We start from the raw sequence: 14826 nt of genomic DNA, 5'->3' as shown, positions 1-14826 counted from the left end.
GACGGCGAACATCGAGAAACGCTGCTTCCGAGAAGTGCGAGCCATGAGGATTACTCCAAATAAAGGGGGGTGGGGGGAAGATTCGAAGGACTGTGCCGAAATGTCTGATTTGTCCTTCTGTTAAAGACTGACCTCCGCACTTCACGACGCTGTCCGCCGACTGTCACAGCCGCGTGACAGGGAGGAGCCCCGACACACGGCCAGGCGGTCGGCGGCCGAGCCGCACGGCACCCCTGTCGCGCACCGGCGGCCCGCGTACGGCCACCAGACCCGACCTGGTCGGCGTCATCACGGCCTGCGTGATGGCGACGTTCATGGCGGGGGTATGGGCCTCTCCTTCGTCCGGGTGCATCCGAAGTGATCGGGGCGGACGCTGGGAGGGGGCTGGGGAGCGGGTGACCGAGCCGTCAGTGAGCGAACCCTTATGGAAGTGATCGGAATGCCGCACCGTTCTCGGACACAGCACCTCGTGATGCTTTCGGCCTCCGCGGTCCTGATCGCGGGAGGTGTGCCGGCTTCCGCCACCGCGCCGGCCGCCCCCTCCGCCCCTGCGCTGCTGCACGTCGCGGCCCTGCCCGCTGCGCCCGTCGTGGACTGGGTGGAGACCACCGATCCGCCCTCCGGCATCACCGCGGAGCTGCCCGGGAAGGTCACCGTGCGGAAGGCGACCGTTTCCATCGAAGGAAAGCCCGTCGACGCGCGCGGGTACGGCCTGGATACCCCGGACGGAGCGGTCGGCTTCTTCGTCCACGACACGCCGGGCGACCAGTTCCCGCTCGAGGACATTCTCCAGAGCGTTCTCGAGTCGTACATGCAGAACACCGCCGAGCCCCTGACCAGCAGCGACGTACGGAAGGTGACATTCGACGGCCGTCCCGCCCTCGACGCACGCCTGACCTCCGAGACGGAAGACGAGACCCTCACCGGCTTCATCCGCCTCATCGCGGACGACAAGCACCTCGTACAGGCCCTGGTCCTCGGTCCCGAAGCGAACGAGAAGGCCCTCAAGGCAATGCACGAGCGGCTCCTCGACAGCCTCCACATCCCCTGACCCAGGCCCCGCAGCACCCGGACACCCCACGCCCCAGCTCCCGCCCCGGCCGGGCGCCCGGGGCCGCCCGTCACGCCCCGCCCCGACCTCGGCGATGACCAGATCGTCGGAGTGCGGCGCGACTACCAGGACGTTCAGGGTGGCGGGCACGGCAGCGCGCGACGGGCACGGGCCTGCCGACCAGAGAGCTCAAAGCCGGAAGACGCGCCGACCACCTGGCCGTCCTCCGGCTGGGCCGTTCGCCGGTACGTGCCCGTGGGCGCGGGTCAGTCGGTCGGCTCTTGCGGCTTGGCGTTGCCCGGGCCGGCAGCGGGCTGCTCGCTCTCCTCGCTCCCGGCCTTCTCGTCGTCGTGCCGGGGCCGTCCGGCCGCCGCGGTGTCCGGGAGGTCGGGGGCGCGGGGGCCGGCGGGCGGCAGGTCAGGTGTGACGGCGTCGCGTTTCTCCGGCACACGATCCGGAAGTTCAGGGTCCGACGGGGCACTGCGCATGGCCAGTCTCCTTGCTCGCGCGATTCGGACGGGGCAGGCGGGGACCACAGCAAGCGGTCGCCTGCCGTCCGTTCCCTTCCGCCTGCCCCGCCCTCGGCACCTCAGTCGCGCGAGGGGATACCGACATGGACGGCGGCGCCGCGGCGCGGTGGGCCGCAGTCCGGAGCTGATCAACCGGCCTCGGCCGTTGATCACCACCTGCCGTGTCAGACGATGTCCAGGACCGCCTTGCCGTGGAGTCGGCGCTGGAGAAGGGCCTCGATGGCGTCGGCGACCCCGTCCCAATTGCCGCGCCATGAGATCTGCGGGGCGAGTTCGCCGGCGGCCACGCGGTGGGCGAGCCAGGTCAGGTCGGGCGCGAGGCCCGAGCAAGCGGGCAGGGAGAACGTGACCAGCGAACGGTCGTGCCGGCCCTGATCGCCGAAGAGCGCGCCGAAGGGGAAGGTCTCGCCCTGGTGCGCGGAGTGCCCGACCGCGACCAAGGTGCCACCCTGCGCGAGCAAGCCGTAGGCGTCGACGAGTTGCCGGCCGCCCACCAGGTCCACGACGCCATCCACCGGCCCCGTGACCGCGAGCGGCCCGTCCACGACCTCGTGCGCCCCGTCTGCCCGCAGGCTCTCGCCGTGCCCGTCCGGGTCTCCGGTGGACGCGATGACGTGCGCTCCGCCGAGGCGGGCGAGTCGGACCGCGTACCGGCCGGTGCCGCCTGTGGCGCCGGTGATCAGGATGCGCCTGCCCAGGAGCGGGCCCGTCCGGTGCAGGGCACGCAGGGCGGTGGTTCCGGCGACGGGGACCGTGCTGACGGCTCCCGCGTCGGCGCCGGGCGGGACCGTGCCGATCCAGTCGGTGTGCACGGCGCGCAGTTCGGCCCATGCCCCGTCGAGGCCGAGCGTGACGACGGGGGTGCCGGCTGCCGGGCCGGACCCGTCGGCGGCGGGCCGTTCCACCACGCCGGCCGCGTCCCAGCCGAGGACGGCACCGTCGGGCGCTTCGTGCAGGCCGAACCGCACTTCGCCGTAGTTGAGGGAGGTGGCGGTCACCCGTATCAGCGCCTGGTGGGGGGACGGTTCGGGGTCGGGGACCTGCCCGAGGCGCAGTCCGGCGGGAGTGGATCGGTCGACGAGCAGAGCACGCATGGCGTTCACCCTTTCGGTGATGATCAAGACTCCCCAGTTATGCCACTGAGTGGCATAAGCGCGCAAGTGGCGCTTGCGCCTCGGGTACGATCGGGTCATGACCGCTGAGCTCGCGCCCACCGACAACAACCGGCTTCCGCTGCGTGAGCGCAAGAAGCTCCGCACGCGCCAGGCCCTGATCGACACCGCCCTGGAGCTGTTCACCACGCGGGGCTTCAGCGGGGTGACGCTCGACGAACTCTGCGACGCCGTGGACGTCTCCAAGCGCACGTTCTTCCGTAACTTCACCAGCAAGGAAGACGTGGCCATGGCGCCGACCCAGGACCTGTGGGGTGCCTTCCTCCATGAGCTGGAGTCGTGCGAACCCGACGGCCGGCCGGTGGCGGAAACGCTTCAGCAGGCCCTGTTCGCCGCGCTCGAGCAGATGGTTGAAGAAGGCTGGCCCCGCCGGGTCCTGCTCAGCCGACGGCTGGCCGAAAGCACCCCGTCCATCGATGCGCACGGGCTGCACTTCTGCCACGAGACCAGCCGCACGGCGCTCGAGACCCTGCGCCGTCGGTTCGATCTCACCGCCCCCGACGACCTGCGACCGCGACTCGCCCTGGACATGCTGGTCGCCGCCTTCCACTGCGCACTCGACAGTTGGACCTCCCGGCCGGGCGCCCCCACCCTCAGCGGCCTGCGAACCGACCTGAGCAACGCCTTCACCGCGCTTCCCGGCAGCCTCACCTTGACCGTCGGCCTGCGGACCTCCTGAGCACGCCCGGGGCCGCTCCGTACGGGGTGTCGTTCGCCTCGGCGGGCGCCAGGCGGCCATGCCGAGGTGGCCGGCGTCAGGCGTGGGCCCTGCCGTGGCGGGGGAGGTGGGCGGCGGCCAGTTCCGCCAGGGCCGGGCCGGTGGTCTCGTACGCGAGGGGGGCGAGGTCCGGGGGCGGGACGTAGCCGTCGGGCACGGCCGCGTAGGCGCGGTCCAGCAGGCCGGCGTACGTGTCGGTCAGGGCTTGGAACCAGGCGCCGGTCAGCGGAGGCCGCACACGCGCCTCGGCAGCGAGCGCCGCGTGCTGCCTGGCGGCTTCGTCGGCCGCCTCTTTGACGGTGAGATCGGCGATCAGTTCCCGCACGGGGCGAATGCGGCCAACGGCCCCGACAGGCCGGTGGCGGCGGGGCGAGGAGTGCGTCGGCGAGGCCGGCGGCGATCAGTGGGGAGGCGTGCAGAGCGTGCGGCGCGGTTGGGCATACGGATCACCGCGGACAGCGCTTCGGGGCCGGTCACGGTCACCGCGGTGCCGGCCGCGGCCAGGACCGGTACGACGGGCAGGTCCGGGTCGAGGGCTTCGAGGATCGGGGTGGTCCAGGCTCCCGCCGCCACCACCGCGCACGGGGCCTTGAAGACGCCCGCGGGGGTGTCGAGGAGGTAGCCGCCCCCCGGGGCCGCGGTGAGGGTGCCCGCGGGGGTGCGGAGGGTGCGGGGCAGGGCGGCGAGGGCCGCGTCCAGAGTTGGCGAGCCAGGCCCGGGCGTCGAGGAAGCCTTCGTCGGGCAGGTACCAGGCGCGCAGGGCACGGTCGTTGTCCAGCGGCCGGTACCCCGGGATGTTCGCGGGCGCGGCCTCCTCGCAGCCGAGACCGTACGCTGCCGCGGCGCGGGCGACCGCGGTGAACGAGGCCTCCTCCAGGGCGGAGGAGACCGCGTTGAGGATCACGAACGTGCCGGTGCCGTATCCGTCGTCCCGTGGGGCGTTGGCCCCCGCGTGGGCACGGACCTGTTCCCTCCAGTCCGGCCGGCGCGCGGCAACCGGGCCTCCATGACGGAAGTCTTACGGCCACGCGTGGGAGACCGCTCGGGGATTCCGCGCTGCGTAACGTGTCAGCCATGCGCGTACTCGTCACCGGAGGAGCCGGGTTCATCGGCTCCCACATCGTCACCGCCCTCAAGGACCGCGGGCACGACCCCGTGGTCCTCGACGCCCTGCTGCCCGCCGCCCACCCCGGCGCGCCACCACTGCCCGACGCGGAGTTCGTTCGAGCCGACGTACGAGACGCCGACGCCGTACGGGCCGCGCTGCGCGGGGTCCGCGCCGTGTGTCATCAAGCGGCCATGGTCGGCCTCGGCAAGGACTTCGCGGACGCCCCCGAGTACGTCGGCTGCAACGACCTCGGGACGGCCGTGCTGCTGGCGGAGATGGCGGCCGCCGGGGTGCGGGAGCTCGTCCTCGCCGGGTCGATGGTGGTCTACGGGGAGGGCCGTTACGCGTGCCCGCGCCACGGGGTGGTCCGCCCCGGCCCGAGGCTGGCGGCGGACCTGGCGGCCGGCCGGTTCGAGCCGCGCTGTCCCGCGTGCGGGGCCGAGCTCGCGCCGGGTCTGGTAGGCGAGGACGCGCCGACCGATCCGCGCAACGTGTACGCCACGACGAAGCTCACGCAGGAGCATCTGGCGGCCGCGTGGGCGCGGTGCACGGAAGGCCGGGCGGTCTCGTTGCGCTACCACAACGTGTACGGGCCGGGGATGCCGCGTGACACCCCGTACGCAGGTGTCGCGTCCTTCTTCCGCTCCTCGCTCGCCCGGGGCGAGGCACCGCGCGTCTTCGAAGACGGCGCGCAGCGCCGGGACTTCGTGCACGTCGCGGACGTGGCCTCGGCCAACGCGGTGGCGCTGGAGGCGGTCGGCAACACGCCGGCCGGCGCGCTGACCGCGTACAACACCGGCAGCGGGGAACCGCACACCGTCGGGGAGATGGCCACCGAGCTGGCCTCCGCGCACGGCGGACCGGCCCCCGTGGTGACAGGGGAGTTCCGGCTCGGCGACGTACGGCACATCACCGCCGACTCCACCCGGCTGCGTGAGGATCTGGGTTGGCGTCCGGAGGTGGGCTTCGTCGAGGGGATGACCGAGTTCGCCCGGGCCGGGCAGCGCGCGTCGGCGGGCACCGTCGGCTGAGTACGTGCGAGTCGCCTCCGGTCCGTACCCGGTGAACGGGGCCGATCCGGCCTACCCGGGGGCCGGGAGGGTCAGTTCGAAGCGGCATCCGCCGGGCACGTTGTGAACGTCGGCGTGGCCGGAGTGGGCCTCGACGATGCCCCGGACGATCGCCAGCCCCAGACCCGCGCCCGAGGGAGGCGTGCGCGCCTGTGACCCCCGCCAGCCCGTGTCGAAGACACGCGGAAGATCCTCCTCCGGGATCCCGCCGCAGGCATCGGTGACGGACAGGACGACCGCGTCCGCGCGGCGTTCCGCGGCGATCGCCACCGTCCCGTCGGCCGGGGTGTGGCGGATGGCGTTGACCAGCAGGTTGGACAGCACCCGCGTCATCTCCTTCCCGTCGACCTCCACCGGTAGCGGGGCGACGCTCCCGCCGGCCAGCCGCACCCCGTGCTCACGGGCAAGGGCGTCGGCGCCCGCGAGCGCGTCGCCGACCAGGTCGTAGAGGGACATGCGGGTAGGGCTGAGGGAGAGGGCCCCGGCATGGATGCGGGACAGCTCGAACAGGTCGGTGACCATGGAGTTGAGGCGCTCCACCTCGGCGCGCATCTGCTGGTGGTAGCGGGCCGGATCGGCCACCATGTCGTCCTCGAGCGCCTCCGACATCGCGCGGAGGCCGGCCAGCGGGGTCCGCAGATCGTGCGAGATCCACGCCACGAGCTCGCGCCGTGACGTCTCCAGGGCCCGCTCGCGTTCACGGGAGGCGGCGAGGCGTTCGCTGGTGAGGGCCAGTTCGCGGCTCAGCGCGGCGAGTTCGGCGGGGGCAGGCACAGCGGGAGCCGAGAAGGTGCCCTCCTCCCCGAAGTCGCGTGCCGCTCCGACGAGTTCCCGGCTGCGCAGCACGACCTGCCGGCCCAGCAGCAGGGCCGTGCCCAGCGACACGGCGGCGGCCATCGCGACGACCGTGGTCACCACGGCGAGGTCGTGGGAGGACAGGAACATCGCCCAGGCCACCGCGAGCGTCCCCGCCAGCATCGCGGACACGGCGACCGCCGCGACGACCGCGAGGGACACGGCGACGCTGCGCCGCCGCAGGATCCGCAGTGCGACGGCGCCGAGCAGCCCGGCGCCGGCCGCGCCGAGGAAGGCGTACAGGGCGATCAGCAGCACGTCACGCATGCCCGCCCTCCGCCACCCGGGCTGCGGCTGCGGCAGCGGCCGTGGATTCCACGTGTGCGGACGGGTAGGGGGCCGCCTCGAAACGGTATCCGGCGCCCCACACCGTCCGGATCAGTTGCGGATCGGCCGGATCCTTCTCGATCTTGCTGCGGAGCCTGCGGACGTGCACGGTCACGGTGGAGAGGTCGCCGAAGTCCCAGCCCCAGACCTCGCGCATCAGCCGCTCCCGGTCACAGACCTGCCCGGAGTGCCGCAGGAAATAGGCGAGGAGGTCGAACTCCCGGAGGGTGAGGGCCAGTTCCGCCCCGTCCCGAGTCGCCCGACGGGCCGCAGGGTCCACGGTGAGGCCGGCCGCCCCGAGCAAAGGCTCGCCGGCCGGGACGGCCGAGGACGCCCTGCGCAGGACCGACCGCACGCGCAGGACCAGCTCGCGCGGGCTGAAGGGTTTGGTCACGTAGTCGTCCGCGCCGACTTCGAGGCCCAGGATCCGGTCGTCCTCGTCGCCGCGCGCGGTGAGCATGACGACGGCTACGGAGCGCAGCCCGTTCGCGTGCGCGCGCAGCCGACGGCAGACCTCCAGGCCGTCCATGCCGGGCAGCATCAGGTCCAGGACGACGAGGTCGGGCCGGTGCCGGGCGGCGATCTCCAGCGCGGCCGGGCCGTCGGCCGCCCGGTGCACGGTGAACCCGGCCCGCTCCAGATAGCCGGCGACGACCTCCGAGACGGTCGGGTCGTCGTCCACGACCAGGACGCGGCCCGTGACGTCGCCGGAGACGGGGCCGCGGCCGGTTTCGATGCTGGATGCCATGGCTCAAGAGTGACATCGAGCCCGCCCGTGCGGACGCCGGCCTGCCGCCACGCGATGCGGTGTCCGCGTTTCGTAAGGTTTCAGGCGACGGCTCGGCCGGCGCCGCCCACAGGGCTGCTGATCGGCATGGCCATCCCGCAGGTCACCCCGGAACTGCCGGCGCCCCCCGCAACGGGTCGCGGCCGCAGCCCCGCGGACCCGGTTCGCCGCAACGCGCCTTGCGGGCCGGACCGTTCGGCTGCACGCCTGCAGCCGACTCCTGCTCGTCGCGGCGACCGGCCCGGCGGGCTTCAGGCCCGGAGCCTGGCCGCCGCCAGGGCGTCCTTGACCTCCTGCACCACGCGGGCCGCGTCCTCGGCGTTGTTCACCACGTCGGTGTGGTTCATGTCGATGATGAGGACCTCGCTGGCCGAGTAGTGCTTGTGCACCCAGTCGTCGTAGCCGGACCACAGCGTCCGGTAGTACTCGACGAGGCTCTCGTCCTGCTCGAAATCGCGGCCCCGCAGCCCGATGCGGTACAGCACCGTCTCGAAGTCCGCCTTGAGGTAGACCATAAGATCGGGTGCCTTGCGGTAGGGCAGGCCGTCGATCTCGCGCATCATCTCGTTGAGCAGCCCGTCGTACACCTGCATTTCGAGGGAGCTGATCCGGCCCAGGTCGTGGTTGACCTTGGCGAAGTACCAGTCCTCGTAGATCGACCGGTCGAGGACGTTGTCGCCCTGCTTGTACGCCTCCTTGATCGAGGCGAACCGTGTCTGCAGGAAGTAGAGCTGGAGCAGGAAGGGGTAGCGCTTCGCCTGGATCTCCTCGGGGCTCGCCGTGTAGAAGAGCGGAAGGATCGGGTTGTCTGCCACGCTCTCGTAGAAGACTTCGCTGCCCAGCTCCTTGGCGAGCAGTTCGGCGACGCTCGTCTTGCCGATCCCGATCATGCCTCCGACGCAGATCACTGACATACCTCACTTCTCCCTGGGTTTCTTCTGATCGCGGGCGGGTGGGCTGGACACCCCACACCACTGAGACATGTGCCAGCGGTCATTGGATTCCCAAAGATCTTCATGATCGACGCCATGTGGTCCCTGTCCCGGACCGAGGCCCTGGTCCGGGCCCCCCTCCGCGACCGGCCGGACCGACCGTTCCGCAGTTGCCACGCACGGCGACGAGTCACCGCCCCCGCAACCGCCTTGAAGTTTAGACGACGACGGCCAGTGGCTGTCCTTCGCCGAGCACCCCACCGCCCGGGCCGGGTACCGGGCGCACAACGGGAGCGTCGTCGCCGCCTACCTCGGGAACCGCGCCCTCGCGGAGGCCGGGAACGAGAGCGAGCGGTTCTTCATGAACGTCGTCCTCTGCCGCGTGCTCTACGCCCACACCCTCGTCGCCCACACCCTCGTCGCGGCGCCCCGGATCTCACTCGATCCGCGCCGGGCCTGCTCGGCTGCGTCCGCGAGGGAGCCCCGGTCTACGCCCGGCTGTTCGAAATCCGGCACGTCTGGCAGCCTCCCCGCACCGCCGTCATCCGGATGGCCCATCGGGCGCTCCCGCCCGCTCCACAGCCGCAGCCCCAGCCACAGCCACAGCCGCACAGCACGCGCCGTACGGACTCAGAGCAGCGCCCAGCAGCGCGGGTCGGGTGGACCTGGCGGGCTCAGGCGCCGGCAGGGGTGGGTGAGATCTGCTGCATGAGGCCGATGATGTCCGGGGCGACCCACTCCTCGGCGATCTTGTCGCCTTCCATGCGGTAGACCTCGATGCTCCGGAAGCTCACCTGCCGGCCCGTCGCCGCGAGGTGCTGGAACGCGCCCAACTGGGTTCCCTGGAACCGGAGCAGCACCGTGACCTTGTCGTCGACGCCGAAGATGTCCTGGACTTCGATCTTCAGGTCGGGGAAGGCCCCCAGCATGGCCTGGGCGCCCATGCGCCAGACTTCGCGGCCGCGCAGGGGTTCGGGGCTGCCGGGGAGGTTGGCGATGAAGTCCTCCGTCAGCATCCCCTCGGCTGCGTCGAGGTCGCCGCTCTCCACGGCCCGGAATGCCGTACGCAGCAGAGCCGTGTTCTTCTCGGCAGTGGTGGTCATCTCGCTGTCCTCTCCAGGGGACCGCCCGTGAGCTCTGTGATCGCCTCGGGCCGGATGCCACTCAGTAGAAACCGTGACGCTGCGGCAAGGTCAAGCATCAGCAAGCGGCGTCGGAGACGATCGCACGGCGGGCCTTGATCGCGGCGGCGAGCAGGCGCTCGTCCAGCATCGTCTCGCCGTCCCGTGCTCGCGCTCCAGCCGGTACAGGACCCGACTCCAGCGCCACCCGACGCCGTCCGGGTGGGGCGAGGCCTCCCGGGCATCGGCGAGCAGCGCCCTGTCGAGCGGGAGCCGCTGCGGGGCCCCGACTCGGAGCCGGGGGCACGGCACGGAATCCCGGGGCTTGACAGCTCGGCGCCCCCGCCGGCGCCGACGAGCGCCCTGTGCCGCTCGTGTGCCGCCGTCGAGGCGGCCGGGTGAGATCGGGCCGCGATCAGCCGGTGCAGGTGATCGAGAAGGGGACCGGGTTGGAGGTGGTGCGGGTGGGGCTCTGGAGTTCCACGGCCATTCCGGTGGTCAGGGTGCCGGACTTCGCGTAGGTCGTCAGCCGCACGGTGTCGAGCCCGGTGGGGTTGGCCTTGCCCCCGATGGACATGGTGCGCCAGTGCGGATCCACCACCGAGCCGTCGCCGGATACCCAGCGGTAGGAGATCAGGGTGGGCTCGGAGGCCGTGAAGGTCGCGGTGAACGCCGGGGCCTGGCTCTCGGGGGTCGGGCACCTGCCGGTGTAGGTGGTGTTCGCGCCCGCCACCGACATCCGTACGCCGCCCGCAGCAGGAGTGGCGTCCTCGTCGTTGCCGCTGAGGGCGTAGGCCACCCCGGCGGCGATCAGGACGCAGGCGGCCGCGCCGGCCGCGACGAAGGCCACCGTACGGCGCTTGCGGGGCGGGGCGGCGGGCTCTGCGGCTGCCGGGTGCGCGGGGGACGCGTACGCCGCTGACGCGTGCGTCGGCGCCACCGCGGGCTCTGCCGTGGTGGTGGCGTCCGGCACCTCCGCCGGGACCGGAGCGGCTGCCGTGGCGGGTTCCGCGGGAGCCGCGGAAGTCGCGGAAGTCGCGGAAGTCGCGGAAGTCGCGGAAGTCGCGGAAGTCGCGGAAGCCTCCGGAGCCGGCAGGACGCGGGCGGCGGTCGTGGTGGCGTCCGGTTCGTGGGCGATGCCCCGCAGGGCCGCGGCGGCGTCGCCGGCGGGGGTCCGCTCGGCCGGCTCCTTGCGGAGCAGCCCGGCGATGACCGGGGCGAGCGGGCCGGCCCGCGTCGGCACCGGCGGTTCCTCGTCCACGACGGCCCGCAGGGTGCTCAGCGCGCTGTCCTGCCGGAACGGCGAGATCCCCTCCACGGCCGCGTACAGCATCACCCCGAGGGACCACAGGTCCGACTCGGGGCCCGAGGGGCGGCCCAGCGCCCGCTCCGGCGGCAGGTACTCGGGGGAGCCCACCACCTCGCCGGTCAGGGTCAGTGCGGTGCTGCCCTCGACCATCGCGATGCCGAAGTCGCTGAGCACCACCCGCCCGTCCTCGGCGAGCAGCACGTTCGCCGGCTTCACATCGCGGTGCTCCACCCCGACGGCGTGCGCGGCGCGCAGCGCGCTCAGCACCTCCGCGCCGATGTGCGCGGCGTGCCGGGGTGTGAGCGGTCCCTCGGCGCGCAGCAGATCGGCCAGCGACTGCCCGCGGATCAGTTCCATGATGATCCAGGGCCGGTCGTCCTCCATGGCCACGTCGTGGACCGTCACCACATTGCGGTCGGGTATCCGGGCCGCCGCCCACGCCTCCCGTTCCAGCCTGCTGTACATCCGCGCGATGTCGCCGGCCCGCAGATGGGCCGGGGCGCGGACCTCCTTGACGGCGACCTCGCGGTGCAGGGTCTCGTCGCGGGCCCGCCAGACCGTGCCCATACCGCCCTCGCCGAGACGGGACAGCAGCCGGTAGCGGCCGGCGATCAGCCGTTCCCCGCCCGGGGCGGCAGGGGCGGCCTCGGGCGCCATCGTGCCCGCGGTCGCCATCGTGCCCGCGGTCATACCAGCGGCCGCGGTCGTGGCCGTGACTGCCGTGGTGGCCGCGAGCGTGCTCTCCGTCACGGTCTCGGATTCCTCGTTGTGCATGGGGGCGGTTCTCCTCTGATCGCCTACCGACGCAAACATCACGTACGAACCGCGACTTCCGGTTCACGAAGTGGCCGAATATTTTTGAATTTGGTTGAACCGAACACCTTCGCGCACGCGTGTTGCTGTCGTACGAGGAGTCAGCAGGCGTCTTTCTCAAGGAGTGTGGAGTGGCTTCGGTCATCGTTGGAAGCACGGGTCCCTTTACCGGCCAGAGCGTGGTCCTGGACGGCGAGCCCGTCAGCTTCGGGCGCAAGAGCGACAACACCGTCGTGATCGTCAGCCCCAGTTCCTCCCGGCTGCACGCCGAGATCCTCACCGAGGACGCCGGTTACGTCCTCTACGACAGGGACAGCCGGAACGGCACGTTCGTCAACGACCAGCGCGTCACGCGGCATGTGCTCCGTCCGAACGACCGCATCCGGATCGGCGATGAAACGTTCCTCTACGAGGCCCAGGACGCCATGGAGACGGTCATGGACCTCTCCCTCCTGGATGTGCCCCGGCCGAGCGCCGCGGACCCCGGAACCCTGCGGGTCACCATCACCGGCGGCGGCCCGGTGGGCCTCGCCTTCGCCCTGGCGCTCGACGAGTTGCTGCCCGGGCGGACCGCCATCACCCTCTACGACGGGCGCTGGACCAGGAAGGGCTCCTCGGTCGTCTGGAAGGACGAGACCCAGGGGAACTTCCGCCGTCAGCAAGTGGTGACCGTCCAGAGCCGGCAGTACCTCGCCCTGCCCGAGGAGGTGCTCGCCGCCCTCTTCGACGACGACGGCGCCTACTCCGAGATGTGGCCCGTCGGCCCCGACTCGGTCGACGGCCGCCCGCCCCGCAACATCCGGATCGCCCACATCGAGGACCGGCTGCTGGACCTGGCCAACCGGAAGCCCTCGATCCGCCTCGTCCCCAAGCGTTTCGACGTGGCGGAGGAGCAGAACCGGATCACCCAGGAACACATCCTGGTCGTCGCCGAGGGCGGCCGCTCCCGCACCCGGGAGTACTACGCCGACCGCTTCGGCGCCGCCGACGCCTCGATCTACTCCCTCGACGGCGAGCACCTCCAGGACGTCGTGCTGGGGCTGCGCGTCAAGTCGAAGCTGCCGGACCCGATGAGCGTGCTGCTCACCGTGTCGCAGAACCGGTTCCTGCTCAACTCGCTGCGCGGCGAGGGCTTCCTGAACATGCGGCTCACCCGGGAGGAGACCAAGAGCGTCATCGGCATCGATCCGGTACGCCACGTCTTCGAGGAGTGCATCGCCGCCCGCCCCTGCCTGATGAGCCGGCAGGAGGAGGACAACGAGTTCCGCTGCCCCACCCACGGCACCCTCTTCCTGCCCGCCCTGCTGCGCGGTTCCCCGCTCTGGAAGGAGATCCGGCAGGGCCTGCGCCTGTTCGGGGTGGCCGAGGAGGACCTGTCCGCGATCACCTCGTTCCGGCTGGACATGGTGCAGCGCCCGCGGTTCACGGCACAGCTGCACCGGCCGACCACGACCACCCCCGGCACTTACGGCTTCCTGCTGGGCGACGCGGCCAACGCCATCCACTTCTGGCCGGGGCGCGGCCTCAACAGCGGTCTGGCCTCGGCCACTTCGCTGGCCCGCTCGCTCAGCCGCGCCTGGCAGGGCAAGCCGCTGCGGGACGCCGACTTCATCCGGCACGAGGCGGCGATGTCCATGCTCCAGTACCGGCACAAGAGCCGGGCCTGGAACGCCATGGTGACCACCGACGAACAGGGCGTCACCCGCGCCATCAAGGACATCATCGCGGGCAGCGCGGAGGCCGGCGGGGGTGCGGCTGCCGGTGCCGGATCCAGTGCCGGTGCCGCCGGATCCGGTGCCGCCGGATCCGGTGCCGCGGACGGGAGTGACCTGGACGCACTGCTGGACCGGATGACGGGAATCCGCGAACGGCTGGCGCCCCGCATGCCCGGCCTGCCCGGCGACGCGGAACTCCGCTCCCACCTCGTCTCGATCGCCCCGGCCACCCTCCGCACCCTGCGCGAGAGCGGCGCCTGGGACACCCTGATCGTCGGCGGCGAGGAGGCCGACATCGACCTCTTCTACCAGTCGGACTCCCCGGTCTTCGTGCCCCGCCCGGCCGACCCCCGCAGCCCCTCCCCGGTCGGCTGAACGCTCCGGGAGGCCGCGGGCCCCGGCCCCGGCCTCCTCGCCGGGCCCGGCGCCCTGCCCTGGTGCCGATGTGAGCCGGGTGCGGTCGGGAGCTTCGGGGCGGCCGCCGGCTGCCCCGGGTCGACCACGACGAACTGGCCCATCACGCCCTTGTCCTCGTGGTACAGCAGGTGACAGTGGTACGTGTACGGGGTATCCGGATCGGCGGGACCGTCGAAGCGCAGTGCGATGCGGACCGTCGGACTCGGGGGCGTTGCGGCGCAGCCACAGGCTCAGCACGGCCACGGCCGGGCTGATGCCGTACTCGTCCCGCAGGGCCGGGATCGCCTGAGCGTAGAGCGCCTGGAGGGCGCCGATCACCGGCCGAGCCGGCCGAGGCCACCGGGGCGTCCGAGATGACCATCCGCCGGGACCTGGAGGTACTGGAGTCCCGGGGAGCACTGCGCCGGGTGCGCGGCGGCGCCGTGAGCAGCCTGCCTGGTGCGTCGAGCCCCCTACGCGATCCGGGCCATGTCCGGATCGCAGGCGAAGGAACGGCTCGCGCGCGCCGTGGTCGAACTGCTCACCGACGGCGAGACCGTCGCGCTGGACACGGGCACGACCGCCGTAGCCGTCGCGAAGCCCCTGTTCGGACCGCCAGTTCACCGTCGCACCCCTCTCACCGCACGCGGCCTTCGCCCTGTCCGCGCACCCCGGCATCCAACTGGTCCTGCCCGGCGGGCAGGTGCGCCCCGAGGAGTTGTCCTTCCACGGCCACGCGCTGGTGCAGGCCTTCAAGGGCTGCTGCGGGGCCGCCCCCGTCCAGGGCGCCACCGCCTACAACCTCGACGACGCTGGGCCGTGTCTGTTCCATGGAGGAGATCGCCGTCGTCGTCACGGACGCCCCCGCGGACTCCCCCGCGGTCGAAGCGCTGCGCGACCAGGGCGTCGAGGTGGTCCATCC

Annotated in this window: 14 protein-coding genes and 2 pseudogenes; 5 read left to right on the top strand and 11 right to left on the bottom strand. The window is 72.1% G+C overall.

Annotated elements, in window-relative coordinates:
- Positions 1–472 precede the first annotated feature (472 nt).
- Positions 473–1051, top strand: coding sequence for a hypothetical protein (locus tag ACZ4VT_RS14435; protein WP_467949474.1), 579 nt, complete (start codon positions 473–475; stop codon positions 1049–1051).
- Positions 1052–1317: 266 nt separating this feature from the next.
- On the opposite strand, the gene ACZ4VT_RS14430 is transcribed toward ACZ4VT_RS14435, so the two are convergent.
- On the bottom strand, positions 1318–1500 hold the full coding sequence (locus ACZ4VT_RS14430; RefSeq protein ID WP_467949472.1) for a hypothetical protein: 183 nt from the start codon (positions 1498–1500) through the stop codon (positions 1318–1320).
- 245 nt (positions 1501–1745) lie between these two features.
- The gene (locus ACZ4VT_RS14425; RefSeq protein WP_467949470.1) at positions 1746–2675 is read right to left on the bottom strand and encodes a zinc-binding dehydrogenase; all 930 of its coding nucleotides are present in this window, start codon (positions 2673–2675) and stop codon (positions 1746–1748) included.
- A 97-nt stretch (positions 2676–2772) separates the two neighbouring features.
- Between ACZ4VT_RS14425 and ACZ4VT_RS14420 the strand changes: the two genes are divergently transcribed.
- On the top strand, positions 2773–3432 hold the full coding sequence (locus tag ACZ4VT_RS14420; RefSeq protein WP_467949468.1) for a TetR/AcrR family transcriptional regulator: 660 nt from the start codon (positions 2773–2775) through the stop codon (positions 3430–3432).
- Between the two features lie 76 nt (positions 3433–3508).
- Here ACZ4VT_RS14420 and ACZ4VT_RS14415 read toward each other — a convergent pair whose 3' ends face one another.
- Positions 3509–3796 (bottom strand): hypothetical protein, encoded by a 288-nt coding sequence (locus ACZ4VT_RS14415; RefSeq protein WP_467949466.1) that lies wholly within the window; start codon positions 3794–3796, stop codon positions 3509–3511.
- The gene (locus ACZ4VT_RS14410) at positions 3784–4236 is read right to left on the bottom strand and encodes a hypothetical protein (RefSeq protein WP_467949464.1); all 453 of its coding nucleotides are present in this window, start codon (positions 4234–4236) and stop codon (positions 3784–3786) included. Before ACZ4VT_RS14410 ends, ACZ4VT_RS14415 begins: the two co-directional genes overlap by 13 nt.
- Before the next feature lie 309 nt (positions 4237–4545).
- Here ACZ4VT_RS14410 and ACZ4VT_RS14405 point away from each other — a divergent pair, with 309 nt between their 5' ends.
- On the top strand, positions 4546–5610 hold the full coding sequence (locus tag ACZ4VT_RS14405; protein ID WP_467949462.1) for an NAD-dependent epimerase/dehydratase family protein: 1065 nt from the start codon (positions 4546–4548) through the stop codon (positions 5608–5610).
- 51 nt (positions 5611–5661) lie between these two features.
- Here ACZ4VT_RS14405 and ACZ4VT_RS14400 read toward each other — a convergent pair whose 3' ends face one another.
- The 5 genes from ACZ4VT_RS14400 to ACZ4VT_RS14380 all read right to left on the bottom strand — a co-directional run bounded on the left by ACZ4VT_RS14400 (position 5662) and on the right by ACZ4VT_RS14380 (position 11637).
- The gene (locus ACZ4VT_RS14400) at positions 5662–6771 is read right to left on the bottom strand and encodes a sensor histidine kinase (protein ID WP_467949460.1); all 1110 of its coding nucleotides are present in this window, start codon (positions 6769–6771) and stop codon (positions 5662–5664) included.
- On the bottom strand, positions 6764–7579 hold the full coding sequence (locus tag ACZ4VT_RS14395) for a response regulator transcription factor (RefSeq protein WP_467949458.1): 816 nt from the start codon (positions 7577–7579) through the stop codon (positions 6764–6766). The genes ACZ4VT_RS14400 and ACZ4VT_RS14395 overlap by 8 nt, the downstream gene beginning before the upstream one ends.
- A 290-nt stretch (positions 7580–7869) precedes the next feature.
- Positions 7870–8532: a deoxynucleoside kinase gene (locus ACZ4VT_RS14390; protein WP_467949456.1), complete on the bottom strand. Its 663-nt coding sequence runs from the start codon at positions 8530–8532 to the stop codon at positions 7870–7872.
- 692 nt (positions 8533–9224) lie between these two features.
- Complete coding sequence (locus ACZ4VT_RS14385) at positions 9225–9653, bottom strand: ester cyclase (RefSeq protein WP_467949454.1); 429 nt, start codon at positions 9651–9653, stop codon at positions 9225–9227.
- 433 nt (positions 9654–10086) lie between these two features.
- Entirely contained in the window at positions 10087–11637 is a 1551-nt protein-coding gene (locus ACZ4VT_RS14380; RefSeq protein WP_467949485.1) for a serine/threonine-protein kinase, read from the bottom strand.
- Between the two features lie 287 nt (positions 11638–11924).
- Here ACZ4VT_RS14380 and ACZ4VT_RS14375 point away from each other — a divergent pair, with 287 nt between their 5' ends.
- Positions 11925–13883, top strand: coding sequence for an FHA domain-containing protein (locus ACZ4VT_RS14375; RefSeq protein ID WP_467949452.1), 1959 nt, complete (start codon positions 11925–11927; stop codon positions 13881–13883).
- On the opposite strand, the pseudogene ACZ4VT_RS14370 reads toward ACZ4VT_RS14375, so the two are convergent.
- Positions 13814–14122: pseudogene (locus ACZ4VT_RS14370) on the bottom strand (multicopper oxidase domain-containing protein); the annotation flags it as partial. The gene ACZ4VT_RS14375 and the pseudogene ACZ4VT_RS14370 sit on opposite strands and share 70 nt — an antisense overlap.
- A gap of 144 nt (positions 14123–14266) precedes the next feature.
- On the opposite strand from ACZ4VT_RS14370, the pseudogene ACZ4VT_RS14365 reads away from it, so the two are divergent.
- A pseudogene (locus ACZ4VT_RS14365) lies at positions 14267–14341 on the top strand (DeoR family transcriptional regulator); the annotation flags it as partial.
- Between the two features lie 200 nt (positions 14342–14541).
- Here ACZ4VT_RS14365 and ACZ4VT_RS14360 read toward each other — a convergent pair.
- Positions 14542–14736: a hypothetical protein gene (locus ACZ4VT_RS14360; protein WP_467949450.1), complete on the bottom strand. Its 195-nt coding sequence runs from the start codon at positions 14734–14736 to the stop codon at positions 14542–14544.
- Positions 14737–14826 lie beyond the last annotated feature (90 nt).

The organism is Streptomyces sp. NPDC029164, from assembly GCF_055563995.1.
This window is presented reverse-complemented; position numbering and strand designations above follow the sequence as displayed.